The sequence below is a fragment of the Aeromonas dhakensis genome (assembly GCF_000820305.1).
Classification (GTDB): domain Bacteria; phylum Pseudomonadota; class Gammaproteobacteria; order Enterobacterales; family Aeromonadaceae; genus Aeromonas; species Aeromonas dhakensis.
In genome coordinates, this window is the sequence record NZ_CDBH01000061.1 from 222596 (window position 1) to 248675 (window position 26080).

The 26080-nt window shown below is 61.5% G+C and carries 28 protein-coding genes; 16 read left to right on the top strand and 12 right to left on the bottom strand.

All coding sequences use genetic code 11. The features are described 5' to 3' along the window. The first annotated feature begins 21 nt into the window (after nucleotides 1-21). Nucleotides 22-270, top strand: coding sequence for a Rieske (2Fe-2S) protein (locus tag BN1143_RS17190; RefSeq protein ID WP_005308429.1), 249 nt, complete (start codon nucleotides 22-24; stop codon nucleotides 268-270). A gap of 42 nt (nucleotides 271-312) precedes the next feature. Here BN1143_RS17190 and BN1143_RS17195 read toward each other — a convergent pair whose 3' ends face one another. Together BN1143_RS17195 and zntB are read right to left on the bottom strand one after the other, a co-directional pair. After that, nucleotides 313-831: a mechanosensitive ion channel domain-containing protein gene (locus BN1143_RS17195; protein WP_005308424.1), complete on the bottom strand. Its 519-nt coding sequence runs from the start codon at nucleotides 829-831 to the stop codon at nucleotides 313-315. Between the two features lie 9 nt (nucleotides 832-840). Continuing rightward, on the bottom strand, nucleotides 841-1833 hold the full coding sequence (zntB, locus tag BN1143_RS17200; RefSeq protein ID WP_010635250.1) for a zinc transporter ZntB: 993 nt from the start codon (nucleotides 1831-1833) through the stop codon (nucleotides 841-843). Nucleotides 1834-1938: 105 nt separating this feature from the next. Between zntB and BN1143_RS17205 the strand changes: the two genes are divergently transcribed. From BN1143_RS17205 to BN1143_RS17220, 4 genes are all read left to right on the top strand, one after another. Further along, nucleotides 1939-2391 (top strand): YaiI/YqxD family protein, encoded by a 453-nt coding sequence (locus BN1143_RS17205; protein WP_005308419.1) that lies wholly within the window; start codon nucleotides 1939-1941, stop codon nucleotides 2389-2391. A 119-nt stretch (nucleotides 2392-2510) separates the two neighbouring features. Beyond that, complete coding sequence (locus tag BN1143_RS17210; RefSeq protein WP_017785821.1) at nucleotides 2511-2780, top strand: PepSY domain-containing protein; 270 nt, start codon at nucleotides 2511-2513, stop codon at nucleotides 2778-2780. Nucleotides 2781-2828: 48 nt separating this feature from the next. Then, a complete protein-coding gene (locus BN1143_RS17215) occupies nucleotides 2829-3386 on the top strand; it encodes a cytochrome b/b6 domain-containing protein (RefSeq protein WP_005308410.1) in 558 nt (185 codons plus the stop codon). A gap of 91 nt (nucleotides 3387-3477) precedes the next feature. Continuing rightward, the gene (locus tag BN1143_RS17220; protein ID WP_042051494.1) at nucleotides 3478-3978 is read left to right on the top strand and encodes a metal-dependent hydrolase; all 501 of its coding nucleotides are present in this window, start codon (nucleotides 3478-3480) and stop codon (nucleotides 3976-3978) included. A gap of 70 nt (nucleotides 3979-4048) precedes the next feature. Here BN1143_RS17220 and BN1143_RS17225 read toward each other — a convergent pair whose 3' ends face one another. Then, nucleotides 4049-5254: a NupC/NupG family nucleoside CNT transporter gene (locus tag BN1143_RS17225; protein WP_005308404.1), complete on the bottom strand. Its 1206-nt coding sequence runs from the start codon at nucleotides 5252-5254 to the stop codon at nucleotides 4049-4051. Between the two features lie 564 nt (nucleotides 5255-5818). Between BN1143_RS17225 and dbpA the strand changes: the two genes are divergently transcribed. The 3 genes from dbpA to BN1143_RS22470 all read left to right on the top strand — a co-directional run bounded on the left by dbpA (nucleotide 5819) and on the right by BN1143_RS22470 (nucleotide 7683). Next, nucleotides 5819-7195: an ATP-dependent RNA helicase DbpA gene (gene dbpA, locus BN1143_RS17230; RefSeq protein WP_042051495.1), complete on the top strand. Its 1377-nt coding sequence runs from the start codon at nucleotides 5819-5821 to the stop codon at nucleotides 7193-7195. A 72-nt stretch (nucleotides 7196-7267) separates the two neighbouring features. Beyond that, complete coding sequence (locus BN1143_RS17235) at nucleotides 7268-7549, top strand: YkgJ family cysteine cluster protein (protein WP_042051496.1); 282 nt, start codon at nucleotides 7268-7270, stop codon at nucleotides 7547-7549. After that, nucleotides 7546-7683 carry a hypothetical protein gene (locus BN1143_RS22470; RefSeq protein ID WP_156141315.1) on the top strand — a complete coding sequence of 46 codons (138 nt, stop codon included), beginning with the start codon at nucleotides 7546-7548 and terminating at the stop codon, nucleotides 7681-7683. Before BN1143_RS17235 ends, BN1143_RS22470 begins: the two co-directional genes overlap by 4 nt. Before the next feature lie 171 nt (nucleotides 7684-7854). Here the strand turns inward: BN1143_RS22470 and BN1143_RS17240 are convergent, their stop codons facing one another. Beyond that, complete coding sequence (locus BN1143_RS17240; RefSeq protein WP_017765203.1) at nucleotides 7855-8250, bottom strand: hypothetical protein; 396 nt, start codon at nucleotides 8248-8250, stop codon at nucleotides 7855-7857. A 273-nt stretch (nucleotides 8251-8523) separates the two neighbouring features. Here BN1143_RS17240 and BN1143_RS17245 point away from each other — a divergent pair, with 273 nt between their 5' ends. Next, nucleotides 8524-9921 (top strand): PepSY-associated TM helix domain-containing protein, encoded by a 1398-nt coding sequence (locus tag BN1143_RS17245; protein WP_042051498.1) that lies wholly within the window; start codon nucleotides 8524-8526, stop codon nucleotides 9919-9921. A gap of 68 nt (nucleotides 9922-9989) precedes the next feature. Here the strand turns inward: BN1143_RS17245 and BN1143_RS17250 are convergent, their stop codons facing one another. Beyond that, complete coding sequence (locus tag BN1143_RS17250; protein ID WP_042051499.1) at nucleotides 9990-10205, bottom strand: DUF6500 family protein; 216 nt, start codon at nucleotides 10203-10205, stop codon at nucleotides 9990-9992. Nucleotides 10206-10304: 99 nt separating this feature from the next. Further along, entirely contained in the window at nucleotides 10305-11210 is a 906-nt protein-coding gene (locus BN1143_RS17255) for a 1,4-dihydroxy-2-naphthoate polyprenyltransferase (RefSeq protein WP_005308387.1), read from the bottom strand. A 207-nt stretch (nucleotides 11211-11417) separates the two neighbouring features. On the opposite strand from BN1143_RS17255, the gene BN1143_RS17260 reads away from it, so the two are divergent. From BN1143_RS17260 to BN1143_RS17290, 7 genes are all read left to right on the top strand, one after another. Further along, the gene (locus tag BN1143_RS17260; protein WP_042051500.1) at nucleotides 11418-12764 is read left to right on the top strand and encodes an isochorismate synthase; all 1347 of its coding nucleotides are present in this window, start codon (nucleotides 11418-11420) and stop codon (nucleotides 12762-12764) included. 33 nt (nucleotides 12765-12797) lie between these two features. After that, a complete protein-coding gene (gene menD, locus BN1143_RS17265) occupies nucleotides 12798-14528 on the top strand; it encodes a 2-succinyl-5-enolpyruvyl-6-hydroxy-3-cyclohexene-1-carboxylic-acid synthase (protein ID WP_042051501.1) in 1731 nt (576 codons plus the stop codon). Continuing rightward, complete coding sequence (gene menH, locus BN1143_RS17270; protein WP_042051502.1) at nucleotides 14518-15288, top strand: 2-succinyl-6-hydroxy-2,4-cyclohexadiene-1-carboxylate synthase; 771 nt, start codon at nucleotides 14518-14520, stop codon at nucleotides 15286-15288. Before menD ends, menH begins: the two co-directional genes overlap by 11 nt. Beyond that, nucleotides 15281-16141, top strand: coding sequence for a 1,4-dihydroxy-2-naphthoyl-CoA synthase (menB, locus tag BN1143_RS17275; protein WP_005308376.1), 861 nt, complete (start codon nucleotides 15281-15283; stop codon nucleotides 16139-16141). The genes menH and menB overlap by 8 nt, the downstream gene beginning before the upstream one ends. Further along, on the top strand, nucleotides 16141-17070 hold the full coding sequence (menC, locus tag BN1143_RS17280) for an o-succinylbenzoate synthase (protein ID WP_042051503.1): 930 nt from the start codon (nucleotides 16141-16143) through the stop codon (nucleotides 17068-17070). Before menB ends, menC begins: the two co-directional genes overlap by 1 nt. A 10-nt stretch (nucleotides 17071-17080) precedes the next feature. Next, on the top strand, nucleotides 17081-18487 hold the full coding sequence (locus BN1143_RS17285) for a 2-succinylbenzoate--CoA ligase (protein WP_042051504.1): 1407 nt from the start codon (nucleotides 17081-17083) through the stop codon (nucleotides 18485-18487). A 301-nt stretch (nucleotides 18488-18788) separates the two neighbouring features. Beyond that, nucleotides 18789-20024: a winged helix-turn-helix domain-containing protein gene (locus tag BN1143_RS17290; protein ID WP_042051505.1), complete on the top strand. Its 1236-nt coding sequence runs from the start codon at nucleotides 18789-18791 to the stop codon at nucleotides 20022-20024. A 2-nt stretch (nucleotides 20025-20026) separates the two neighbouring features. Here BN1143_RS17290 and BN1143_RS17295 read toward each other — a convergent pair whose 3' ends face one another. From BN1143_RS17295 to BN1143_RS17320, 6 genes are all read right to left on the bottom strand, one after another. After that, nucleotides 20027-20578: a fimbrial protein gene (locus BN1143_RS17295; RefSeq protein ID WP_042051506.1), complete on the bottom strand. Its 552-nt coding sequence runs from the start codon at nucleotides 20576-20578 to the stop codon at nucleotides 20027-20029. Nucleotides 20579-20589: 11 nt separating this feature from the next. After that, nucleotides 20590-21618: a fimbrial protein gene (locus tag BN1143_RS17300; protein ID WP_042051507.1), complete on the bottom strand. Its 1029-nt coding sequence runs from the start codon at nucleotides 21616-21618 to the stop codon at nucleotides 20590-20592. A gap of 5 nt (nucleotides 21619-21623) precedes the next feature. Continuing rightward, nucleotides 21624-22355, bottom strand: a complete 732-nt coding sequence (locus BN1143_RS17305) for a fimbrial biogenesis chaperone (protein ID WP_005308356.1) — start codon at nucleotides 22353-22355, stop codon at nucleotides 21624-21626. 10 nt (nucleotides 22356-22365) lie between these two features. After that, a complete protein-coding gene (locus tag BN1143_RS17310; RefSeq protein WP_042051508.1) occupies nucleotides 22366-24900 on the bottom strand; it encodes a fimbria/pilus outer membrane usher protein in 2535 nt (844 codons plus the stop codon). 67 nt (nucleotides 24901-24967) lie between these two features. Next, complete coding sequence (locus tag BN1143_RS17315) at nucleotides 24968-25357, bottom strand: hypothetical protein (protein ID WP_010635268.1); 390 nt, start codon at nucleotides 25355-25357, stop codon at nucleotides 24968-24970. A 99-nt stretch (nucleotides 25358-25456) separates the two neighbouring features. Beyond that, nucleotides 25457-25999 carry a fimbrial protein gene (locus BN1143_RS17320; protein WP_042051509.1) on the bottom strand — a complete coding sequence of 181 codons (543 nt, stop codon included), beginning with the start codon at nucleotides 25997-25999 and terminating at the stop codon, nucleotides 25457-25459. Nucleotides 26000-26080: the final 81 nt, after the last annotated feature.

A 26080-nucleotide genomic window follows, 5' to 3' on the forward strand; every position in this document is an offset into this window, starting at 1 on the left:
CAAGCGTCACGGGAGGATGTCATGACAGTCAATGAACTTCGTCTGCTCTACCAGCAACAAGCCTTCAAGGAAGCCGAGATCCTGCAGGATGCCATCCTGCCCGGCTGGATCGTTGAGTTCAGGGGACAGGACGGCAAACTGTACGAGATGACCGACACCCTGGGTTGCCCCCTCAGCTTCGGCTCGGTCGAAGAGGCCCGCCAGCATGTGCATCTGGTGGCGGACTGCCCGATCCAGATCGAGCACCTCTACCGCTTCTTCGAACGCTGAGAAGCTGGCAGGCGCAAAAAAGGCTCCCACGGGAGCCTTTTCTCATTCCGGTTGCAGGGGGTCAGCCCCCTTGCCCTCCAGCCGTCTGACCGGCTTTTGCAGGATCAGGTTGGCGGGATAGGTGACCAGATCGCCGTTGTCATCGCGCACCCGCACGTAGAAGAGACCGATCTCGGTGATGACCCCGGTGACGGAATCATCCTTGTCGAGGATCCGGATCCGATCGCCAATCCGGTAGGGGAAGGCGAAGAAGATGGTGATGCTGGCGGTGATGTTGGAGAGGATCGACCACTGCGCCACCATGGCGACCCCCAGCACAGCGAAGAAGGAGGAGGCCAGCACCACCAGCCGCGAGAAGTCGAGCCCCCACACCCCTGCCAGGATCAGCAGGGTGGCGCAACCGAGCAGGAAGTGGAACACGTGCTCCACGTAGAGCACCCGGTTCTCGCTCACCTGCCGGCTCTGGCCGAGGGCCATCAGGCTCTTGTGAATGAGGCCGCGAATGAGGGTGTGGCCCAGCAACAGCAGCAGGGTCACGCCAAAAGATTCCCATGTGGTCATGTCGGCTCCTTACCACCAGCGTCTGTGTTTGAGCCAGACCGCCAGCCCGGCGGCCAGCGCCACCAGGGATCCGCAGAAGATCCAGAAGGCGGTCGGGCTCTCGGCTCCGGGGATGCCTCCCAGGTTGATGCCGAACAGGCCGGTCAGGAAGCTGGCGGGCAGAAACAGCAGCGCCATCACCGACATCTGGTAGGCGCGGCGGTTGGTCGCCTCCGCCATCAGGTTGTTGATCTCGTCCGCCAGCACGGCGGTGCGCGCCACCCCGGCATCCAGATCGTCGAGCCAGCGCCGCAGCCGATCGGCGATGTCGAGCAGGCGGCGCCGGTCGTCCTCGTCCAGCCAGCTGATCTTCTCGTTGGCGAGGCGCGCCACCAGATCCCGCTGCGGCGAGAGGTAGCGGCGGATCATGATAAGCTGCTTGCGGATCAGCGCCAGCCTACCGTTGGCGGGCAGGTCGCGCATCAGCACCTGCTCTTCCAGATCCAGGATCTGATCGTGCAGCTCCTCGACGAACTCTCCGGCCCGATCGGTCAGGGCGTCGCAGATCTCCACCAGCCAGTCGGCCGGGGTGTCGGCGCCGCCCCCCTGCTTCAGCTGTTCGAAGACATCTTTTTCCGACAGCAGCGGCCGCCGCCGACTGCTGATGATGAGGTCCGGCGTGATGAAGATCCGCAGCGCCACCATCTCTTCGGGCCTGTGATCCTTGTTGTGGTTGATGCCGCGCAGGATCAGCAGCACCGTCTCGCCCATCCGCACCAGCTTGGGGCGATTGCTCTGGCCGAGCAGGGATTCGCGTGCCGCGTCACCCAGCAGCGGCGTCTGCAACAGCCAGCGCGCCGCCTCCGGGTTGCCATAGTCCAGATGCAGCCAACCCGGCTGCGCTGCCGGAATCTCGCTGCCCGCCGCCAGCGGCTGCATGCCCCCCCTGCCATCCAGGGTCAGGCCATAAATCACGTCACTGGGCACCCGATCCATCTGCTCGTCCTTCTCGCTCATGTTCATCGGCCCAGCTTACACCAAAGCCGGACCCGACTCAGCCCCGGGGCAGCCGGCCGCCCCCGGCCGTGCTAAGATGCGCCACTCGTTTCAGACACAGGAAGCCCTGCCATGCCCATCTGGGTTGATGCCGATGCCTGCCCCATTCCGGTCAAGGAGATCCTCTACCGTGCCGCCCACCGCGCCCAGGTGGTGACAACCCTGGTGGCCAATCAGGGGCTGCGGGTGCCCCCCTCCCCCTTCATCAAGACCCAGCAGGTGGAGAAGGGCTTCGATGTGGCAGATCATGTCATCGCCCAGCAGGTCAAACCCGGCGATCTGGTGATCACCGGCGACATCCCCCTCGCCGCCCTGGTGATCGATGCCGGCGGCGAGGCGCTCAATCCCCGCGGCGAGATCTACACCCGCGAGACCATCAAGGCGCGGCTCGGCATGCGCAACTTCATGGAAGAGCTGCGCTCGGCCGGGGTCCAGACCGGCGGCCCGGCCCCCCTCAACGCGGCCGACAAGCAGCGCTTCGCCAACGCGCTGGACAAGTGGCTGGTCAGGGGCAAGCTGAGCTGAGCCCGCTCCCCGGCACCCTGCCGGGGAGACCCGTTCATCCCCTTCTGCGCTTAATTCTTTCTTAAGGGAGCTGAACTAACCTTGTGGCTGTTGACCCAACCACCCGCAAGGAGCAAGCAATGAAACTGACCCCCCTGTTGTTACTGATCCCTCTGTTGAGCGGCGCAGCCCTGGCCGATCCCCAATGCACCCAGGCCGACAAGAGCAAGTGGATGAGCGAAGCCGACGCCCAACAGCAGATCAAGGCGATGGGCTATGACATCAAGAAGTTCAAGGTCACCGAGACCAACTGCTACGAGATTTACGGTTGGGACAAGGATAAGCGCAAGGTCGAGATCTACTTCGACCCGACCGATCTGAAGAAAGTGAAAGAAGAGATCGACGAATAACGCCGCGTTGGGCCGGCAATGCGCCGGCCCCAGCCTTGGAGCCTTGCCATGACCCCTACCTCTGAAGTGAAAGTCTGGGATCCCCTCATCCGGGTATTTCACTGGGCTACCGTCACCCTCTGCCTGCTCAACTTCTTCATCCTGGAAGAGGGGAGCAAGCTCCACAAGTACGCCGGCTACGCGGTGGGCATCCTGCTCATCATCCGCCTGCTGTGGGGGCTGATCGGCCCTCATTACGCCCGCTTCGGCCAGTGGTGGCCAACCCCGGCCCGGGTGCGCTACTACCTGCGCCAGCTGGCCAGCGGGCATCACCCCTACTACCTCGGCCACAACCCGGTCGGCGCCCTGATGATCTGGCTGCTGCTGCTGTCTCTGGTCGGCACCGTGGTCACCGGCTGGCTCACCACCTGGGATGCCTTCTGGGGCGAGGACTGGCTGGAGGAGCTGCACGGCATCCTTGCCAACACCCTGATGGCCGCCGTCGGTGTCCATGCGGCCGTGGTGATCCTGACCGATCGCCTCACCCGCAGCGACCTGGTACGCGCCATGGTGCTGGGCAAGAAACGGGTGCCCGCCGACACCAAGGTGGAAGATCCGCGCAGTTAATGACCGGGCCGCCCGCCGGGCCCCGGTTTTTTGCTGCAATGGCCCGCGACACTGGTAAGATGCGCCGCCATTTTCCCATGTCGTAGCCATCATGACCGCCCAAGGGCACCTGCTGTTTTCCGTTACCTGCACCCTGATCGCCCACAAACTCCAGCTGACGCCGGCCCTGGCCGACACCAGCCTGTGGCAGACCGTGCCCGCCGCCCTGGCCAGCGCCCTGCTGCCCGACCTCGACCACCCCAAGTCGGTATTGGGGCAGCGGCTGCCCTGGATCTCGAAACCCCTCTCTCGCCTGTTCGGTCATCGCGGCTTCACCCACAGCCTGCTGGCGGTGGCGGTCGCCATCTGGGGGCTCAACCAGCAGTTGCCGCCCGACACCCTGCCGGTCGGGGTCAAGGATGCCCTCATCATCGGCTACCTCAGCCACCTGCTGGGGGACTGGCTCACCCCGGCCGGCATCCCGCTCTTCTGGCCCAGCAAGCGCCGCTACCGGCTGCCGGGCTGGCCACTCAGAAGCGGCGGCGCCCTCGAGACCGGCTTTTGCACCCTCACCCTGCTGGCCGCCGGTTACTGGGCCCACTGGCCCGGCTAGGTGGTCGGCCGCCAAAAAAACAACCCCCTGCCGAGGCAGGGGGTTGTCGTGGTGAGAGCGGGTGGATGGCTTACAGCATCACACCGGCGATCACGGCGGAGAGCAGGCTCACTAGGGTGGAGCCGTACACCAGCTTCAGACCGAAGCGGGAGACCATGTTGCCCTTCTCTTCATTCAGCGCCTTCACCGCACCGGCGATGATGCCGATGGAGCTGAAGTTGGCGAACGACACCATGAAGATGGAGAGGATGCCGACGGTGCGCGGAGAGAGCTGGGCCGCGATCTTGCCCAGATCCATCATGGCCACGAACTCGTTGGTCACCAGCTTGGTCGCCATGATGGAACCGGCCTGCAGCGCTTCACTGCCCGGGATGCCCAGGATCCAGGCGATGGGGTAGAAGATGTAGCCCATGACGTGCTGGAAGTTGACGCCGAACGCCATCTCGAACAGGTAGTTGATGAGGGCGATCAGGGCGATGAAGCCCACCAGCATGGCACCCACGATCACCGCCACGGTGAAACCGGCCATGATGTACTCGCCCAGCATCTCGAAGAAGTTCTCTTTCTTCGGGGTGTGGTGCTCGTCACCCTCGGACAGCGCCTTGGCGTCGGTCACGGTATTGTCCGGCTCGTAGGGGTTGATGAGGGACAGCACGACGAAGGTGCTGAACATGTTGAGCACCAGGGCGGCGACCACGTAGCGCGGCTCGATCAGCTGCATGTAGGCACCGACGATGGACATGGAGACGGTGGACATGGCGGTAGCGGCCAGGGTGTACATCTGCTTCTCGTTCAGGTGCGGCAGTATGTTCTTGAGCGCGATGAAGTTCTCGGACTGGCCGACGATCATGGAGCTGATGGCGTTGAAGGATTCCAGCTTGCCCATGCCGTTGATCTTGGCCAGCACGGTACCGATGCCGCGGATCACCAGCGGCAGCAGACGGATGTACTGCAGGATGCCGATCAGCACAGAGATGAAGACGATGGGCATCAGCACCATCAGGAAGAAGGAGAAGGCCCCTTCATTGACCAGGCCGCCGAACACGAAGTCGGTACCCTGTTTGGCAAACTCCATCAGCTTGGTGAAGCCGGCGGCAAAGCCACCCACTACCGCCAGACCCACTTCGGAGTTCAGCATGAACCAGGCCAGCGCCAGTTCGACGACCAGCAGTTGGCCGATATAGCGCGGCTTGATCAGTTTCCAGTTGCGGCGGTTTGCCAGCAACGCCAGAGCGAGGACCATGACGAGTCCGAGCACAAAGTGAACGTATTCCATACCTGTAGCACCTGAGTGAATTGTAATTTTTGACCGGCGCCATCATAGACATTTGCATATTTAAAAATTCAGATAGCCATCACAATCTGCGGTAAAAATATGCATGTTGGATAATACAAACGTTTTTAAATTAATTAAACGCTCACACAAGCATCCAATCATTGTTCAATAAATAACAAAATACAATATAAACAATCACTTAAAAATAAATCAGGTATTTGTAAAGTCCTGTTTTTACAGCTTAATTACATTCACTTAATACTCGCAAGGCCACGTAGAAGTGGTCAGAACAAATTTACGACAAATTTATTTAATCAAGGCAGGGTGAAAAACGTTTATCTTATTTGCGATGAATACTGACGGAGCCAAATACATATTTCCGCGACCACGAACCGCTGCTCCGGATTGCCAGGGGGCGGTCGGTGAGCCGGCCCCTTGCCACCGGGCTGACAGTCACGAACAGAAGCAGTCGCTCAAATTTGCAGCACATCCAACGGCGGATTCTGGTACAATGCGCGCCCTTGCGCCCGGCGCAGCCCGTTTTCTCCCATATAGAGTCCTTTTGTGAACAACGAATTTAGCAGCCTGAACCTCTCCCCCGCCCTGCTCGAGAACCTCGCCAGCCTGGGTTATCTGCAGATGACCCCGATCCAGGCCCAGAGCCTGCCCCTGGTACTCGACGGCAAAGACTTGATCGCCAAGGCAAAAACCGGCAGCGGCAAGACCGCGGCCTTCGGCCTCGGCCTGCTCGCCAACCTCGACGTCAACCGGCTCGAGGTACAGGCGCTGGTACTCTGCCCGACTCGCGAGCTGGCGGATCAGGTTGCCACCGAGATCCGTCGTCTCGCCCGTACCCTGCCCAACGTCAAGCTGGTGACCCTGTGCGGCGGCACTCCGACCGCACCGCAATCGGCCACCCTGAGCTTCGGTGCCCATATCGCCGTCGGCACCCCGGGCCGGATCCTCAAGCACCTGGAGCAGGGCACCCTGGCGCTCGACAGCCTCAAGACGCTGGTGCTGGACGAAGCGGATCGCATGCTGGACATGGGCTTTGGCGAAGACATCAACCGGGTCATCAGCCACGCCCCGCGGGATCGACAGACCCTGCTCTTCTCCGCCACCTATCCGGAAGGGATCGCCCAGATGAGCCGTGGCGTGCAGCGCAACCCGGTCGAGGTGAGCGTGGAGTCCCTGCACGAGGAGAGCGCCATCGAACAGAAGCTGTATGAAGTGCCGGCCGGTCAGCGCCTCGAGGCCCTCGGCTGGCTGCTCAGTCACTATCAGCCGGGCTCCTGCGTGGTGTTCTGCAACACCAAGCGGGCCTGCAACGACGTGGCCGATCACCTGGCCGCCAAGGGCTTCTCGGCCCTGGCGCTGAACGGCGATCTGGAGCAGCGCGAGCGGGATCAGGTGCTGGTGCGCTTCGCCAACGGCAGCGCCACCATACTGGTGGCCACCGACGTGGCGGCCCGCGGGCTGGATATCAAGGAGCTGGGCGCCGTCATCAACTACGAGCTCACCTATGACCCCGAGGTGCACGTGCACCGCATCGGTCGGACCGGCCGCGCCGGCCAGCAGGGCCTGGCCCTGAGCCTCTATCAGCCGAACGAGGCCCAGCGCGTCAACATCATCGAGGAGTACCAGCAGGCCCCGCTGCCGCTGGGGGATCTCGATGCCATCGGCCGCGCCATCAAACCCATAGCCCCGCAGATGGTGACCCTCTCCATCGATGCGGGCCGCAAGAGCAAGGTGCGCGCCGGTGACATCCTGGGCGCCCTGACCGGCGAAGGCGGCATTGCCGGCAGCGATGTGGGCAAGATCCAGATCGCCGAGCAGTACTCCTACGTGGCGGTCAAGCAGGGCGTGGCCAAGGCTGCGCTCAAGCGACTGCAGGAAGGCAAGATCAAGGGGCGCAGCTACCGTGCCCGCAAACTGGGCTAAGGTTCAGACCACAGGCGCCCCAGCGGCGCCTGTTTCATATTTATCCGTGCCCATGAGAACAAGGCAGGTGCCATGACGACCCCAGATGTGAGCTGCCAGAACTGCGAGGCCTGCTGCTGCCGCCTCGAGGTGATGCTGTTTACCGATACCGGCGTGCCGGATCGCTATGTGGAAGAGCGGGAAGGCGAGGTGCCGGTAATGCACCGGCTGGAAGATGGCTGGTGTGCGGCGCTCGATCGCAACACCATGATGTGCCGCATCTACGAGGTACGCCCCCTGATCTGTCGTGAGTTCGAGATGGGTGAACCGGACTGTATCGACGAGCGGGACAAGTGGTTTATCAAGCTCGAGTGAGCCGCCCCTCGATCGCACTCACCGCGATGATGTGCCGCATCCATGAGGTGCGCCCCCTGATCTGCCGGGAATTCGAGATGGGTGAGCCGGACTGTATCGACGAACGGGACAAGTGGTTTATCAAGCTCGATTGAGCCGCCCCTCGATCGCACTCACCGCGATGATGTGCCGCATCCATGAGGTGCGCCCCCTTATCTGCCGTGAATTCGAGATGGGTGAACCGGACTGTATCGACGAATGGGACAAGTGGTTTATCAAGCTAGATTGAGCCGCCCCTCGATCGCACTCACCGCGATGATGTGCGGTCAGACTAGCCCGGCCAGTTGCTGCTCCAGCCAGTGCAGCGCCTCGTCGGTCTGCTCGAAGTAACGGATCCCCTGAAACGGCAACCCGCTGAATACCTGATCCGCCAGATACTGCTTGAAACTGCCCGCCAGCACCACCGCCAGAAAGGCGCAGCCGTTGTTGGCGCACCACTCGAACTGACGGCGAAAACGGGCAAGCACCTCGGGCCCGGCCGCCTCGAATTCGGTCGCCACCTCGACTATGCCCCAGGGCCCGGCACTCAGGCTGGCGATCTGCTGGCTGAACTGCGCCTCATAGGCCATGGCCCCCGCCAGATTGAAGGGGCCGCTCGGCCGGCAGATCAGCACCTGGCCCTGTCGCTGCATCTCGAAATGGCCGTGGGGTCGCAACTTCACGTCTGCCTCCTTCCCTGGATTCTTCGCCGTGCAAGCACTCTCTTATGTTGCAACAAGGTAATGATCTCTCTGCCAAAAGTCCATTTTGACAGGTTCGCCCAGAGGGGTTTGCGCCACCTTCTGACCGGCGGCAAACCGGTTCTGCGTGCACTCGGCTACCTCCACGGCCAGCCCTCATGTTCTGTTGCAGTTAATAAAACGTTGCTGTTATCATCCGCGCCGCCACCAACATTCCACCAACTGAAACGTTAATTCACGGCGCAAGGAACAGAGATGAAAAATCGGGACGCGAACCACTATCAGCGCATCTGGCGCTGGCACTTCTATGCGGGTCTCTTCGTCGCCCCCTTCCTGATCCTGCTCTCGCTGACCGGGATCGTCTATCTGTTCAAGCCCCAGCTCGACAACCTCATGTATCCCGAGCTGATGAAGGTCGTCTCCGTCAGCCAACCGCTCAGCGCCGACCAGCTGCTGGTCAAGGCGATGGCGGCGATGCCGGACGCCAGCCTGAGCAAATACCTGCCCCCCACAGGCCCGGAGGCCAGCGCCCAGTTCATCGTCCGCCAGGGGGGCAGCGAGCTGACCCTGTTCCTCGATCCCGCCAGCGGCGCCCTGCTCGGCACCATGGACAACAAGTGGAATCTGCAGGCGGTGGCGCGCGCCCTGCACGCCGATCTGCTGCTCGGCACCACCGGAGATAGGCTGATCGAGCTGGCCGCCGGCTGGGGCATAGTGCTGCTCCTGAGCGGGCTCTATCTCTGGTGGCCACGCAAGGGGCCAGGGGTTGGCGGCATCCTGTGGCCTCGCTGGAGCCAGCGTGGCCGGCTCTGGTGGCGCGACCTGCACGCCGTGGTCGGCTTCTGGGGGGCCGGTTTCCTGCTGCTGCTGCTCTTGAGCGGCATGACCTGGACCGGTTTCTGGGGCGATCAGTTTGCCGCCGTCTGGAACCGCTTCCCGGCCGCCATGTGGAACGAGGTGCCCAAGTCGGCGCCCCTGGCCCGCAGCCTCAACCATGCCCACCAGCAGACCGTGCCCTGGGCGGTGGAGAACACCCCTATCCCCAGCTCGACCGAGCCCAAGGCCCACGACCACAGCGCCATGGGGCACGGTGGCGAGCATGACGGCATGGTGATGGCGGAGCACCGCATCCCGCTGCAGCAGGTGGTGGAGATCGCCGCTGCGCGCCAGGTCACGCCGGGCTACAGCATCACGCCACCGGCCGGGGCGAGCGGTGTCTACACCATCGCCATCTTTGCCGATGATCCGCGCAACGACGCCACCCTGCACATCGATCAATACAGTGGCAAGGTATTGGCCGACGTGCGCTGGCAAGACTACGGCCCGGTCGCCAAGACGGTGGAAACCGGCGTCATGCTGCACATGGGCAAGCTCTACGGCTGGCCGCATCAGCTCGCCATGCTGCTCATCTGCCTGCTGGTGCTGCTGAGCTCGGTGAGCGGGCTCTGGATCTGGTGGAGCCGTCGTCCGCAGGGCCGCCTCGCCGCCCCGCCGCTGCCGACCACCCTGCCCCCCATGCGCGGCGCCCTTGCCCTGCTGATCCTGCTCGGCATCTGCTTCCCGCTGGTGGGGGGCTCCATGCTGGTGATCTGGCTGCTGGACAGCCTGCTCTTCGCCCGCCGTCGGGCTCCCAAGCTGGCACGGGCCAGCTAGCGTTACCTCAACCTGACGCACCAGCCAGCGGGCTCCCGAATGGGAGCCCGCTTGTTTTCAACCCATCTTTACTCCAGCTTCACCAGCTGGAGGATCTTCCTCGCCTTCTCGAAGTGATCGAGGCGCTGGGTCTGGATCCACCAGGTCGCCGCCTCCATCAGCAGCTCGGGGTCGTCATTGCGGTTGGCAAAAAACGCATAGAAGGAGACGCCGACCGTCTCCCCCTTCTGGGCAATCTTCTGCTGGCACACCTGGATGATTTTCTGCTTGAGCGAGTCGCGCATGGCGGCCCTCCTGGCCGATGAGTGAATGGCCGGACAGCATACCCCAACCAGCAAAAAGGCTCCCCTGCGGGAGCCTTTCTTCATTGCCAGACAAGGTCGTCAGGATAGCGCCAGCCCGATGGAGAGCAGCAGGCTGTAGAGGAAGGCGCTGATGGCGGTCTTCTTGAGCGAACCGGTCAGCACCTCACCGTCGAAGCTCTGGCGCAGGGTTCTGGCGGCATCGGTGAGCGGCTTCATGGCAGGCAGGAAGATCCAGGGCCAGAAGCTGGCAGGCTGGGTCAGGATGAAGGCGATGGTCGCCAGCAGCGCCGCTCCCAGCAGCACCCAGTGATAGGCGATGGCCCGGTTGCGGCCGAGCCGCACCGCCAGGGTGATCTTGCCGCTGGCGGCGTCGGTCTCGATGTCGCGCACGTTGTTGATGTTGAGCACGGCGGTCGCCAGCAGGCCGCAGGCGGTGGCCGGCAGCAGCAGATCCCACTGCAGGGTCTTGGTGAACAGGTAGTAGGAGCCGAGTACCCCCAGCAGACCGAAGAAGAGAAACACCGAGATGTCGCCGAAGCCGCGATAGCCATAGGGGGTCTTGCCCACCGTGTAGGTAACGGCGGCCACGATGGCGGCACCGCCCAGCAACACGAAGGTGAGGATCTGCAGCCACTGATCGCCGAAGGCACAGCCCAGCAGGGCGAGGCCGCTGACCACGGCGGCCAACGCGGTCAGCGCCATGGCCACGCACATCTGCTTGCGGGTGATGAGGCCGGAGACCACGGCGCGCTGGGGGCCGATCCGCTCGCCATTGTCCGCCCCGGATACCGCATCCCCATAGTCATTGGCCAGATTGGAGAGGATCTGCAGCAGAATGGCGGTCAGCAGGGAGAGCGCCATGATGGTGCCGTCGAAGGCGCCGCGGCTGGCCGCAAGCCCAGATCCCAGCAAAATGGAGGAGCACGCCAGCGGCAACGTTCGCAAACGCGCCGCCAGCAACCAAATAGATAAGGTATTTGTCATATTGTGATGGCCAAACAATCAGATATTGATCGTGTTAAGGGTTATCGAACCGGATTTCGGTATACTTGGCCCCTCGGGAGTTGGCTCCCCGGGCGATTTACATGGACGAATGGGCAGATAATATATAGGAATAATCGCTCCTTTGGCATAAACCAACGGCATCCTTCTGCAGGATGGACCGTCACTATCGGCTCATAGACGAAATCCATGTTGGCTCAGACCCATATCAAGCAACAACTGGACGCCCTGCGTCATGGCAATGCCAGCGGCTTCGTGCGACTGCGCGTCGCGATCGAGGTTCGCTCCTTTCTGGGCTGGCTGGCGGCGCAGACTCTCTATCCCCGCATCTATTGGCATGCCAGAGGACAGGACAAACCCGAATACGTGGCACTGGGCTGCCTGCGCGAGCTGACCGAGCCCAGGGCGATCCGCCAGGTCTGCGAGCACACCTGCCAGCCCCATGATGACAGCCCTCGCTACTATGGCGGACTGGCATTCGACCCCACCCAGCCTGGCTGGCAGGGGTTCGGCCCCTGTCGTTTCGTGCTGCCCCGCATCGAGCTGGTGCGCCGTGGCGAGTGCGTCACCCTCTGCCTCAACCTCTGGCTGCCGGAGCAGACCGGCGGCGATGCCTTCGAGGCCGAACTGCAGGCCGCCGCCGCCGCCCTCGACGCCCTCCAGCCGGAGGCGCCCCTGCCCCCGCTGGCCCGCCACCCGTGGCAGCGGGAAGATTGTCCGAGCCAGCCCCAGTGGCAGACCCTGGTCGAGCAGGTGACCGCCCCCGACTTTCAAGCCCACACCCCCAAGGTGGTGCTGTCGCGCCAGAGCCGGCTCACCCATGAGGGTGCGACGAATGCCACCGAGCCGCAGGCTGTCGCCCCCTGGTCGCTGCTGGCCAGTTGGGCACAGCACGGTCAGGACTGCTTTCACTTCGGCTTCCAGTTTTCCCCCGAGCAGAGCTTCATCGCCTGCTCCCCCGAGCGGCTCTACCGCCGCGAACAGCAGCACCTCTTCACCGAGGCGCTGGCGGGCACCATCCGCCGCTCCGGCGACGAGGCGACCGACGCGGCGCTGGCCGCCGAGCTGCTGGCCGACAGCAAGAACCGGCTGGAAAACCGGCTGGTGCACGCCGACATCCTCAGCCGGCTGGCGCCGCTCACCACGGATGCCACCCTGACCGAGCCGCGCATTCTCAAACTGCGGCTGCTGCAGCACCTCAAGTGCGACATCGAGGCCGAACTCAAGCCCGGCGTCTGCGACTGGCAACTGCTGGAGGCGCTGCACCCCACCCCGGCGGTGGGCGGCGCTCCGCGCGAGGCGGCGTTGGCCTTCATCCGCGAACGCGAGCCCTATGATCGCGGCTGGTATGCCGGCGCCTGCGGCATGCTGAGCCAGGAGACCTCCGAGTTCTCGGTCGCCATCCGCAGCGCCCGCATCACGGCGCAGGCCATTACCCTGTTTGCCGGCGCCGGTATCGTCGCGGGATCCGAGCCTGCCGCCGAGTGGGCCGAACTCGACAACAAGATCGCCAATGTGCTCTCCCTGCTGGGATAGCGTTTCTCATCGACTCCTCACCACGAGAGCCTCATGTCTGCCAGCCAAGCGTTCGCCAGTCACCATGCCACCTTCAACCACGTCTGGTCTTCCCTCTTGCTGGAGGAACTCTTTCGCCTCGGCGTGCGCGACATCGCACTGGCCTCCGGCTCGCGCTCGGCGCCGCTCACCATGGCGGCCGCCGCGCACCCCGGCTTTCGCCGCCATCTGCACTTTGACGAGCGCGGCCTCGGCTTCATGGCGCTGGGGCTGGCCAAGGGCAGTGGCCGCCCGGTGGCGGTGATCATGACCTCGGGCACCGCGGTGGCCAACCTCTGGCCGGCGGTGGCCGAGGCCCAGCTCACCGGCGTGTCGCTCATCATTCTCTCGGCCGACCGGCCGCCCGAGCTCATCGACAACGGGGCCAACCAGGCCATCGACCAGCAGGGGATCTTCGGCCGCTACCCCGTCTATCAGCAGAACCTGCCGAGCCCCACCGCCACCATCCCGGCCGCCTTCGTGCTGAGCTCGGTGGATCAGGCGCTGGCCCAGCAGGCGCGCACGCCGGGGCCGGTGCACTTCAACTGCATGTACCCGGAGCCCCTCTATCCGGGCGATGAGTACCTGGATTTTTCCGCCTACCTGGCCCCCCTCGGCGACTGGCTTCACTCGTCCGAGCCCTGGAGCCCCTGGCAGCAGGCCGAGGCCCCCTGCCCTCGTCAACCCGACTGGGACGAGCTGCAGGGCAAGCGCGGCCTCATCGTCGCCGGCCGCATTCAGGATCCCGCCCAGGCCAAGGCAGTCGCCGCCCTGGCCGAGCGGCTCGGCTGGCCCCTGCTGGCCGATCTGCAGAGCCAGCTGCGCTTTGATGGCCGCAACCTGGTGCACGCCGATCTCGCCCTGCAACACAGCGGCTTCGTGGCCGAACTGGCCCGCGCCGAGGTGCTGCTGCAATTTGGCGCCCGTCTCATCTCCAAGCGACTCGGTCAGTTCATCAAGCAGCACTCCTGGCAGGATTACTGGCTGGTGGATCCGCAGCCAGCCCGGCTCGACCCGGACTACCGGCTGCGCCGCCGCCTGCTGTGCGAACCCGACGCCTTTGCCGCCGCCCATCCGGTGGCGCATTCTCACCTGCCCTGGCACCGGCTGGCGGAGCGCCAGCAGTCCGTGAGTCTGCAGGTGCGCAGCGCCTGCGAGCGTTTCTCCGAGCTCGGGGTGTGCCATCGCCTGAACCAGCTGATCAGGGGCCAGCTGTTCGTTGGCAACAGCATGCCGGCCCGGCTGATGGACATGCTCGGCGAGGCGGGCAAGGGCCCTAGCCGGGTGATGACCAACCGCGGCGCCTCCGGCATCGACGGCCTCATCGCCACCGCCTACGGCTTCGCACAATCGATCGAGCCGGGCAGCGACGAGCCCACCACCCTGCTGCTCGGCGATCTCAGCGCCCTGCACGATCTCAACAGCCTGGCGCTGCTCGGCAAGGCGAGCCGGCCGCTGGTGGTGATCCTGCTCAACAACGACGGCGGCAGCATCTTTCGCATGCTGCCGGTGCCGACCCAGGACGCACTGCTGGAGACCTACTACTGCCTGCCCCACGGCCTGCACTTCGAGCACGCCGCCACCATGTTCGGCCTCCACTACCGGGCGCCGACTACCCTCGCCGACTTTGAGCGGGACTACGCCGCCGCGCTGGAAAAGGGGGTAACGCTGATTGAAATCAAGGTCCCCAGCAGCGAAGTCGCCGAGGATCTGAAGGCACTGGGAAGCGCGATCCGTGGCAGCTAGTGCCGACCAGCCGACGCTGGTGCTGCTGCACGGTCTGCTCGGCGATGCCAACGACTGGCAACCCGTGCAGGCAGCCCTGGCCGACCTCCCCAGCCTGGCGCTGGATCTGCCGGGTCACGGCAGCAACCAGGCTGTGCGGGTAGCAGGGTTCGAGCAGGCCCATCGCTGGCTGTGCGACGAGCTGGCCGCGCGCGGCATCGACCACTACCGGTTGGCGGGCTATTCGCTGGGGGGGCGGCTCGCCCTCTATCACGCCAGCCAGGCCCCGGCTGGGTTGCAGGCCCTGCTGCTGGAGAACTGCCACCCCGGCCTGCCACCGACAGAGCGGCCGGCTCGCCTCGCCCACGACGAAAGCTGGGCCCGGCGCTTCGAGCAGGAGCCCCTGGCCAGCGTGCTGGCGGACTGGTATCGGCAGGGGGTGTTCGCCGATCTGGACGATGCTGCCCGCGCCCGCCAGATAGCCCACCGCCTTGGCAACGACGGCCAGGCCGTGGCCGCCATGCTGCGCGCCACCTCCCTTGGCAAGCAGCCGAACCTGGCCCCCTGGCTGGCGCAAGGCACGCTGCCGGTCACCTGGGTGAGCGGCAAGCGGGATCACAAATTCCATCAGCTGGCTTGCCTCATGGCGAGTCAGCAGAGCAAAATCAACCACTTGGAGCTGGATGGCGGCCACAACCTGCATGCCCACCAGCCTGAGGCCTTTGCCCGGCTCCTCGCGGAGTGGGTCAACCAACAACAAGAAGAGAAGCGTCATGATTGAAGCAATGACTGAAGCGGAACTCTATGCCCCCGTCGAGTGGCGTGATTGCTCCGCCGGTTACGAGGACATCCTCTATCACAAGTCCGGCGATGGCATTGCCAAGATCACCATCAACCGCCCCCAGGTGCGCAACGCCTTCCGCCCCCGCACCGTCAAAGAGATGCTGCAGGCGCTGGCCGATGCCCGCTACGACGATCAGGTCGGCACCATCATCCTAACCGGCTTCGGTGAAAAAGCCTTCTGCGCCGGTGGCGACCAGAAGATCCGTGGCGACTACGGTGGCTACCGCGATGACGAGGGCACCCATCACCTCAACGTGCTCGACTTCCAGCGCGACATCCGCACCTGCCCGAAACCGGTCGTTGCCATGGTGGCCGGCTATGCGGTCGGTGGCGGCCACGTGCTGCACATGATGTGCGATCTGACCATCGCCGCCGACAACGCCCAGTTCGGCCAGACCGGCCCGAAAGTGGGCTCCTTCGACGGCGGCTGGGGTGCCTCCTACATGGCCCGCATCGTCGGCCAGAAGAAGGCCCGCGAAATCTGGTTCCTCTGCCGCATGTACGATGCCAAGCAAGCCCTCGACATGGGGCTGGTCAATACCGTCGTGCCGCTGGCGGAGCTGGAGCGTGAAACCGTGCGCTGGTGCCGCGAGATGCTGCAGAACAGCCCGATGGCGCTGCGCTGCCTGAAGGCCGCCCTCAACGCCGACTGCGACGGCCAGGCCGGCTTGCAGGAGCTGGCGGGGAATGCCACCATGCTGTTCTACATGACCGAAGAGGGTCAGGAAGGGCGCAACGCGTTCAACGAGAAACGCCGTCCCGACTTCTCCAAATACAAGCGGAATCCCTGATGACACTCGCTCTCTATCGCTACCAACTGCCTTTTACCCAGCCCCTGACCTTTCACGGCAAGGTGGAGGTGGCGCGAGAGGGCCTGCTGGTTCGCGTTGATGACGGCTGGGGGGAAATCGCCCCCCTGCCCGGCTTCTCCCGCGAGAGCCTGGCCGAGGCGCAAGCCGAGGCCATCGCCTGTCTGGAACGGCTGGCTGCGGGGCAAGATATCGCCCCGCAGCTCCCTTCGGTGCAATTCGGGCTGGACTGTGCCCGCCGCTGCTGGCCTGCCCAGACAGCCCCGCTGCCCGAACCCTATCCCCTTATTCAGGGCTCCCCCCAGGAGCTGCTGAAGAACTGGAAGAACTGGCTGCACAAGACCCCGAACAAGGCCAAGCTGAAGGTGGCCCGTTACCCCATGCGCGACGAGCTGGCGCTGATCCGCCTGCTGTGCGACCGCATTCCCACCCTCAAGCTGGTGCTGGACGCCAACCAAGGCTGGACCCGCGAGGAGGCCTGGGCCTTCTGCGGTCATCTGGATCCAAACCGGATCGAATATCTGGAAGACCCCTGCGCCGACTTTGCCGACATCGCCTTCGTGGCCAATCGCACCAGCATGCCGGTGGCCATCGACGAGCTGCTGGCCCAGGGCAAGCCGTGGGAGCCTATTCCCCAGCTGCGCGCCCTGGTGCTCAAGCCGACCCTGCTCGGTTCGCTGGCCCATTGCGAGGCGCTGGTGGCCCGGGCCCACGAGCTGCGCCTCAAGGTCATCGTCTCTTCCTGTTTCGAATCCGGCGTCGGTCTGAACCAGCTGTTCCATCTGGCCAGCGAATGGGCACCGGAACAGGCCCCCGGCCTGGATACTAGGCGCTGGCTGGCCGCCGATCTGCTGGACGCCGCCGGCAAACCCGATCCAAGCCTGCTGGAGCCCCTGTTTCACCACGATTGAAGGGGCCTGCATGCCACCCTTGTCTGACCATCACTCCCATCCCGAACCCTGCCCGGTCCGTCACTGGGCGCGATCCGCTCCCGCTCGCATCGCTATTCATGCCGCCGTCCCGCTCACCTACCGGCAACTGGACGCCAGGCTCAACAGCCTGTGCCAACAGCTGGCCATGGCCGGCTTGCAACCGGGAGATCGCCTCGCCGCCGTGGTACGCGGTGCGCTGGAAGATGTGCTGCTGGCCTGGGCCTGCGTGCGCAGCGCCATCGTCTTCTGCCCGCTCAACCCCGCCTTTCCGCTGACCCGGCAAACGGAGCTCGCGACCCTGCTCGACGTCAGGGCCTGCTGGTCGGCGAGCGAGATCCCGGCCGGCAGCTGGCAACCGCTACGGCTCGACTTCACCCGTGAGCTGGTGGCGGACGAAGGCGACTGCATGCTGGATCCTGCCCGGCTCAACAACATGATCCTCACCTCGGGTTCCAGCGGCACTCCCAAGGCCGTGGTGCACCGGCTGGTCAACCACCTGGCCTCGGCGCGAGGCTCCACCAGCCAGATCCCGCTCGATGCCGAGTGCGGCTGGCTGCTCTCCCTGCCGCTGTTTCATGTCGGCGGCTACGCCATCCTGTTTCGGGTCTTTCTGGCGGGCGCAGCCCTGGTGCTGGACGATCGCAGCCGCCCGCTCAGGGAGCGGCTCGAACAACAACCCATCACCCATCTATCCCTGGTGCCGACCCAGCTCTGGCGACTGCTGGCGCAGGGCTTCGATCCCGCTCGCACCCGGCTGCGCGAGCTGCTGCTCGGCGGCGCCGCCATCCCCCTGCCGCTGGTGCACAGGCTCACCGCCATGGGACTGGTGCCCAAGGTGAGCTACGGCCTCTCCGAGATGGGCAGCCAGGTCTGCACCGGCCGGCCGGCCGCCGCCGGCGTGGTGGGCAAGGCGCTGCCGGGACGGGAGGTCTGTATCCGCCAGGGGGAGATCTGCGTGCGCGGCGACACCCTGTTTGCGGGCTACTTCAAGGAAGGGGGGCTGGCGCGGTCGCTCGACGAGGACGGCTGGTTCCACACCCGCGACAAGGGGCATTTCACCGCGAATGGCGAACTGGTGGTGGAGGGGCGGCTCGACAACCTCTTCATCTCGGGGGGGGAAAACATCCAGCCCGAAACCATAGAGCAGCGGCTGGTGGATCACCCCGCCGTGGCGCAGGCGCTGGTGGTACCGGTGCCGAGCGACGAGTGGGGGCAGAGGCCGGCGGCCTTTATCGACTGGCATGGCGAGCCGCGGCCTTATGCCGAGCTGGCAACCTGGATCCGGCAGACCCTGCCCGGCTTCATGGTGCCGGATCAGTGGCATCCCTGGCCCGATCTCGGGGGGCAGCTCAAGCCGCAGCGCAGGCAATATCAGCGCATGCTGCAGGAACAATGATCAGCCATGCGACAATTTCAGACATGGTGGAGCCATCCAAATACACACTTTATTCGAAAGAAAATGCTGGGGGCGTCAAAATACCCCTCACAGGCAGGAGGAAGTGAGAACGATTACATACACGACCCTCTTTTTGCGTGTTTTTTGAACTGAACGAGCCGCCTGTAGTACCATATTCCCCGCCATGCATTTAAACGCAAAGGTAACTAGTTGATAGTTAAAGATATTGCTAATTTCCCATTATTTGAACAAAGACTGCATGGTGGTAAAATGCTCTCCTTGGCAGTAAGACGAGTCACACATGAGTAACAAAAATTATAAAATTGCAGAGGATATCTTTTTCTCCGCTGCAATATTCCGACTCTCGAAAGGAGACAAGGACATCAAGCTCAGCAACAAGGAAGCCGAGCTGCTCGAGATGCTGTGTGATGAGGCAGGTACTGTCATTGCCAGAAGCAAGCTGCAGGATGCCTTGTGGCCGAACCAGGACAATACCGACACCAACCTGAACCGGCAGATCCTCTCGTTGAGACGAAAGCTGGAATCATTCGGTTTGATGGATGCGATCGATACTATCCCGCGGGTGGGATATATCTTCTGCGCCCCCATTGAAGTGGCCGGAGAGACCGAGGAGGCAGTGCCGAATGAAGAAATTCAGACGGTCGCAACCGCCAATGTGCCCCAGGTCAGACGGCAATATACCCGCCGTAAATATGATCGCTATTTCAGCCCGCAGCGTATTTTGCTGGTTGTACTCTTGCTGGTATCGCTGACCGCGCTGGTCATCAGCATATATCACTATGCAACGGCCAATACGCTGCGCACCATCAATCTTGGCCATGTTTCTCTTTATATGACCAGTGATACCGAGCAAGCATTGAAGGTAAAGATCGATGCGCTCTCACCGCTGGTCCAGAAAATTTCGCGCAAGGATGATGAGCAGGTATCCCTGCTGGTCGGAAAAGAAGCCATCAGCTATTTCTCCATCGACAACAACAGTCGCCAGCTGTCAGAAAATGTCTTTTTATTGCGCAATGGTCATCCGCTTGCCGAAGAGGTGCAATGCGTTATTTCCACCATGGCTCAGCAGGGAAAGAATGTTTCCCACAACTATTACAACAATACCGACACCACAGTTCGATATCACAGCAATTGCCAGGCGCCGGACAACTGGGTTGAGCTGACCAGAAAGAACAAATTTATTGTTACGTTGAGCCGTGAAATAGTCGTGGCAACCATTATAGCTACCGACAGCCAGGGTCAGACGCTGTTCAATCTGGATTCCGTCGGGGATCTGGAGCGGGATGATGGCGATATTTCGGTAGAGGTAAAAAATACCATCGTCAATTACATCGATCAAAAGGCACTGACCAATAACGGCATGGTGGCAACCCTGGTGGCCGCCTTGACCCCCCCTAAACAGAAAGCACAGTTTGTGCAGTTGCCGGGGGGCATTTACCTCTCCAGTTATCTGGGCGGCGTCATCAATTGGCCCAGTCTGGGTAATTCAAAGGTCATTCAGCGCAATGACTTCTGACCTTATTCATAGGCAACGATAAAGTTGGCCACGGCGGAATAATCCCCGGGCTGGATAGTCTTGGCTGCCAGCGCGTCCGGATGCGCTTCCACCCGGGCAAAGAACTGCAGCTCATTGTCCGCCGCACCGCCCAGCAGATAACCGCGGGAGGGGGTGCCCAGATCCAGTGGTGACTGGGTCACGTCATAGAGGCGGATCCCGGCGCCCTTGGCCATCCCGGCGGTAAACGCCAACCCGCCGCCTAGCTGGGGATCCTGCGAGCCGGTAAAGGTCACCTTGGCCATGCGAAAGATCCCCGGCTTGCAGTTGGTCAGCCGGATGGAGAAAGGCACCTGGACCCCGGCCCCGTTGGCATAGAGCTCCTTCACGTCGACCACCCCCATCTCGACCTCCTGCTCGATGGATTCGGGAGCAATCTCGCACGGCTGATCGATGATCCGGCCATGGAGGTGGACCGTGTTGCCAAGCAACTCCAGATCATTGCTGGCACGGGGAGCTGCCGTTACCGCCAACAGCGGGCACAGCGCCAGGCCTATCCACAATGTCCGCAACATATGACAATTCCTCACTGAAATTCGGCAACTATGGTGGCGGTGGCGTAAAAGTCACCCGCAGGAATATCAGCGCCTACCGGTGTTATCGGCGCGGCAATAAAGCCCCAGTCACCAATGTTTCCTTGCATGGAAACCGGATAAAATGTATTCAAATTCAGCTGAGAACCATCCAGCTGCTTGAACTTTATGCCCAAATCGGAAATGACATTTCCACCCTGATAGCCATCCCGAGTTGTCCGCAGATAGTCTTGGTTGAAAGAGGTTGGTTTTCCAGAAATACCAAGATTGATCTTCAAGGCATCCCCTTCGAAAACACCACCGCGACATTGAAATGTCAGAGGGACCGTCTTTTCAAAATTATTCCCATCCAATCCCGAGCCTGGCAAATCACCAAATTCCACTTCAATAGTCTGCCCACCGTTAATCACGCATTCTTCCGGCACATATAAAATTGCAGATGTAATCGTAATTCGAGACATTGGCAAATTATTGAAATCTGTAGTAGTAGAGCCTAAGCGGCCATACATCTCTACGACTTGACGATCCGATATTTGCACACCATTAATTATTTGTTTTCTTACACGGAAGGTTACTCGCCCACGGCTACCACTTTCGAAATTATTTATTCTTGTCTCTTTTCCTTTAGTACAAGAGTAATTTGGGTAATCATTACTTTCATTAGGAAATGGGGCCGTAACAAACTTTTTCTTCCAACCAGCTATCCAAATTTCGACCTTCATATCCAGAAAGTCATTTAGTTTTACAAAACCATCACCGGCTTGAGGCAAGCCATCCGTCATGGTCGCCTTATAGTACACTGGAGATTGTGGAATGCTTCTATCCGGGCAGGTAACGATACCCGAATATTGCCCCCCCAAGTTCCACTCAAACGCCTTGGTAGTAAAATCAGGTTTGTTTTGAATATCAGCCTTATCCAACGATATATAGTAATCATGGGTTGGGTTGGGCGTCACATAGCCATTTGCCAATGCCGTTCCTGCAAACAGCATAAGGCTTGAACAGAAGATGGAACGTAGCATAGGCCTTACTCGCTCTTCACGGCTTTACAGGCATTGCCTGCGCACTGGTATTTGATATCCATATATCCGCCGTAGTCATTGACGTAGCTGATCACAAATTCATTGCCCAGCGCTTCCGGGATGTTGACCGTCTGCTCGGACTTGGGTGCCACCATAAAGGCGGAGAAGCCCTTGATGGCGGTTCTCCCCTTGCCCTGCGGATGGCCCAGGCCCACGTAGGTGATGTAGTAAGGGGTGGGGTTGTTCACCTGCAGGGCCTTGCCCTGCTTGGTGATCAGCACCTGATCCTGCCAGATGGCGCCGCGCTCGGGCAAAATGGCCTCGGGGCGGTAGAACAGCTTGATCTTGGACTGCACGGCAATCTGCATCACGTTGCTCTTCTCGCTCTTGGGCGGGATCTCGCGCAGGTTGAAGTAGTAGATCGACTCGCGATCCTTGGGCAGGCTGTCGATGGCCGGCACGCTGGCGATCCGCACGATGGACTTCTGGTTGGCATCCACCCGCTGTACCGGCGGCAGCACCACGAAGGGTGAAGAGATCTTCTGCCCCTGGGCATCTTCAATCCAGGACTGCGCCAGATAGGGCAGCTTCTGGTTCTCGTTCTTGATGTTGAGGCTGATGGACTTGGCACCACCCGGATAGACGGCGCGAGTACGGTCCAGCACGATGGCAGCGCTGACGTTGAGCGAGGTCATGCCCAGCACGGCCAGACAGGTATAAGAGAGCAGCTTTTTCATCGGTATCCCATTACTTGCAAGTGAGAGTCTTCATCGACAGATCGGTTACTTGTTGCGGTGCCACTATCTTGCACTGGCGGGCGCCGCCCCAGGAGAGTTCAAACGCTTCATTCGGTTTCACCCCGGTCAGATAGACCAGGCCATCTTCATCCACCACCGAGAGCACACGGCCGGAATCCCTGACGACGGTGGCACCAAACGGCGGCACTGAGCCATCGGACAGCTTGACGTTGGCCAGCAGCTTGAATCCTTCGGCGATTTCGAAGGCATTATACCCAATTGCCCCCTCGGTCAGGGTCCCCTGCTTGATGGCGTTCATCGCATCGATGTCGTCGCTCAGCTGATCCACGTCGACCCGGGTGTCGCTCTTGCGATAGTCGGTCATGTCGCTGATCACCGCGACGCCAAAGCGGTTGGTCACGGCGCGGCCGTTGTTGAAGGAGACACCGGAGGTCTTGTCGGTATCCACCATCATGCGGGTGCCGCCACGACGGGTCGCCTGATGCAGAGCTGCTCCGTGCTCGGTCGCCGTCAGGCCACCGCGCAGGCTGGCACCGACCGAGGTGTACTCGCTCTGCACGCTGTAGGCATTGAGGCTGACCGCCCCGATATCGCTGTTGTGGTTGTAGTAACCCCGCGCCACGGCGTGACCATTGCTCTGCACGCCCGCCCCCAGCTGATAGGTATCATCCGGCCGGCTGTAGTCCTGATAGGTGGCCAGGTGGGTCACCTTGCCGTTGGAGGACTGCACGCTGTATCCCGCGCTCTTTCTGTCCCCGATCGGCATGCTCAGGGTCAGCATGACGCTCTTGTCATCCTCGTAGTTCTCGGTCTTGGTCTTGTAGGCCGACACATAGACGGAGACATCCTTGAAGCTGCCGATGTTCACGTTCTTGTTGATGGTGAGGCCGTAGCGATCCTCGGCGTCATGTTCCCAATAGGTTCTGTGGGTGTAGTCCAGGTAGACGGTCAGCGCCTTGGCCGCATCATCCGCCCAGAAGGTCTTGTTGGCGGTGATGGTGTAGAGCTCCTTGTCACCCCAGTTGTTGTAGTCATCGCTCGAGGTGTTCTCGTTCTTCTCCAGCCGATCCTTGTTATTGAGGAACTGCGACATGGTCATGAAGTCATGCTGGGAGAAGCGATAACCGGCGAAGGTGATCGAGCTGTTGTATTCATCGAACTGCTTGGCGTAGTTCACCCGCACCGACTGGCCAATCTTGGTCGACAGGCCGGGCAGCTTGGAAATGGATTGGGTCAGGTCGGCGGAAATGGCACCGAAGGCATAGAGATCGCGACCGATACCCAGTCCCATGGAGTTGTATTCACCCGCAACCAGACTGCCGCCATAGAGCGACCAGGAGTTTGCCACCCCCCAGGAGAAATCACCGGTCACAAAGGCAGGGCCGTGCACATCGTGCACCGAATCCGTCTGTTCGGAAGGGGCGCCGACCGCCAGGTTGTATCTGACATAACCGGGGCGAGTCAGATAGGGGACGGTCGCGGTGTCGACCTGGAACGAGCTGACACTGCCATCCTGCTCCTCCACCCGCACATCGAGACGGCCGCGCACCGAGCTGTCCAGCCCCTGGATGCGAAACGGACCGGCTGGCACGTTGGTCTCATAGATGATCCGGCCGGACTGAGAGATGGTGACCTTGGCGTTGGTCTTGGCGATGCCGCTCACTTCCGGCGCATAACCCTGCAGGCTCGGCGGCAGCATGCGCTCGTCGTTGGCCAGGTTGACGCCGGTATAGCGAAAACCGTCGATCAGCTGGGAGTTGAGCTGCTGCTCGCCCACCGTCAACTTGGCGGCCATGTTCGGCAGCGGACGATAGGCATAGATGCGGTTCAGCTCGGAAGTGGTCCGATCGTTGTCGCCCCAGTAGGCATTGGCCTGATAGTCGCCACGCAGGCGCCAGGCGCCGTAGTTGAACCCCAGGGTGCCGTAGCTGCTGATGTTGCGGTTGGAGTAGCCATCGCCCTCGTTGATCTGGGCGTTGATGTTGTAGTCCAGCATCATCCCCGGGATCCCTTCATCCCACTGCTCGGGCGGAATCCAGTTGGGATCGCTGTACTTCATCCACGCCTGGGGCACGGCGATGCGCAGCAGGCCGTTGCCGATGTCGTTGGCGATCACCACGCCATCCAGCGCCAGCAGGTTGGCACACTGACCGTCGTGCCAGCTGTCGATCTTGGCGATGGCCTCGTCGATCAGCGCCAGCTTGGGGATCACCTCTTGCGGCAGGCAGGCCACCCCGCCCTTCCCCTTGCCGGTGTCGGTCTCGTAGAAGGGGATTTTCTGCAGGGGCAGCTTGTTCTTGTTGACCTCGATCTCGAGGTAGTAGTCGCCGGGCAGGATGTAGCCTTCGTCGGCAAACTGGGAGAGGTCGATCTTGGTCCGTTCGTCCAGATCGAGCGCATCAATATTAAACTCCGTCTCTGCCCATGCATGATTCGCCACCGCCATCAGGCCGGGCACGCACAGCATAAAAGCCATTTTGGAATAATGTTTTTTTCTCACAGAGTCTGATGTTGAAACGCTCATATATTTACTCTAGGAATTGCATAACGGTCTCACGTAATGAGGTATCTACACTAAGCAATTGGCTTGCTTACATATAATTGAGTTCAAACAGCGTCGTACTGTCAGGAAAAAACAGTTGACTGCTGGTCAGACCCAAATTGAATTCCAGATCACTGTTGACGATATCCGAAATAATAAAGCTCTCGCCGGACACCTTGTGATATTGGCCGTTGTTGAGAATGCCAAGCTCATCGCTCATGGCACCGCGCACGGACATGGAAATAAAAGGCAGTGATGCCTCTGCTGCTCCTTCAACCTGACAGCCGCTGATTTTCAACGTGCCCGGTTGCCTGGCCTGCAAAGGAATGCTGCGCTGCACGTCCAGGGTACAGCCCGACTCGGCCAGCCCATCCGAAATCTCGTTGGCGTGGACTGATCCCGCCATCATCACCAGCTGCAGCACCATGGCTGCCATCATTGAAGTTTTCATGATCAAGGTTCGATGTGAGGAGACAGAAGGTGTGAAGTTGTGGTGGCATCAGCCACCACAACCCTGGTCACACGTTAAGGCAGTCGATTACTCGTAGGAGAGAGTAAAGTTGGTCACTGCAGTGAAAGCACCGGCCTGCAGCGGGTTAGCGGTCTGATCGGCATAACCTTTCAGCACGGCGCTGAAGGGCAGCTCGTTGTCACCGTTGACCAGGCCGAAGGCGGCAGTCGGGGTACCCAGTACGATAGCGGCACCACCCGGAGCGGTCATCTTGATACCGGCACCCTTGGCGTCACCACCACCGATAACCAGCAGGCTGGAATCTACCGGGTCTTTGGCACCGCTGAAGGTAACCTTGACGGCATCTTCCTTGTCGGAGATTTCACAATTCAGCAGCTTGATGCTGAACGGCTTGGAGTTGGACTCGCCACCGTTGGCCAGCTCTTTGGTGCTGATCTGACCCATTTCAACTACCTGGTCAACAGACTCAGGAGCAACGGAGCAAGGAGCGTTGATGATTTCACCGTTGAAGGTGACTTTGCCTGAACCAGCGCCACCGGCAGCAAAAGCGGTGCCGCACAGCAGCATGGAACCAACACCCATAGCAACCAGAATTTTGTTAGCTTTCATTCGTTTATACCTACATTAACGTGTGTTGTACTGCATCACTCCAATCATGCTGGAGTCACGATCTTCAGTGATGCCGCGATA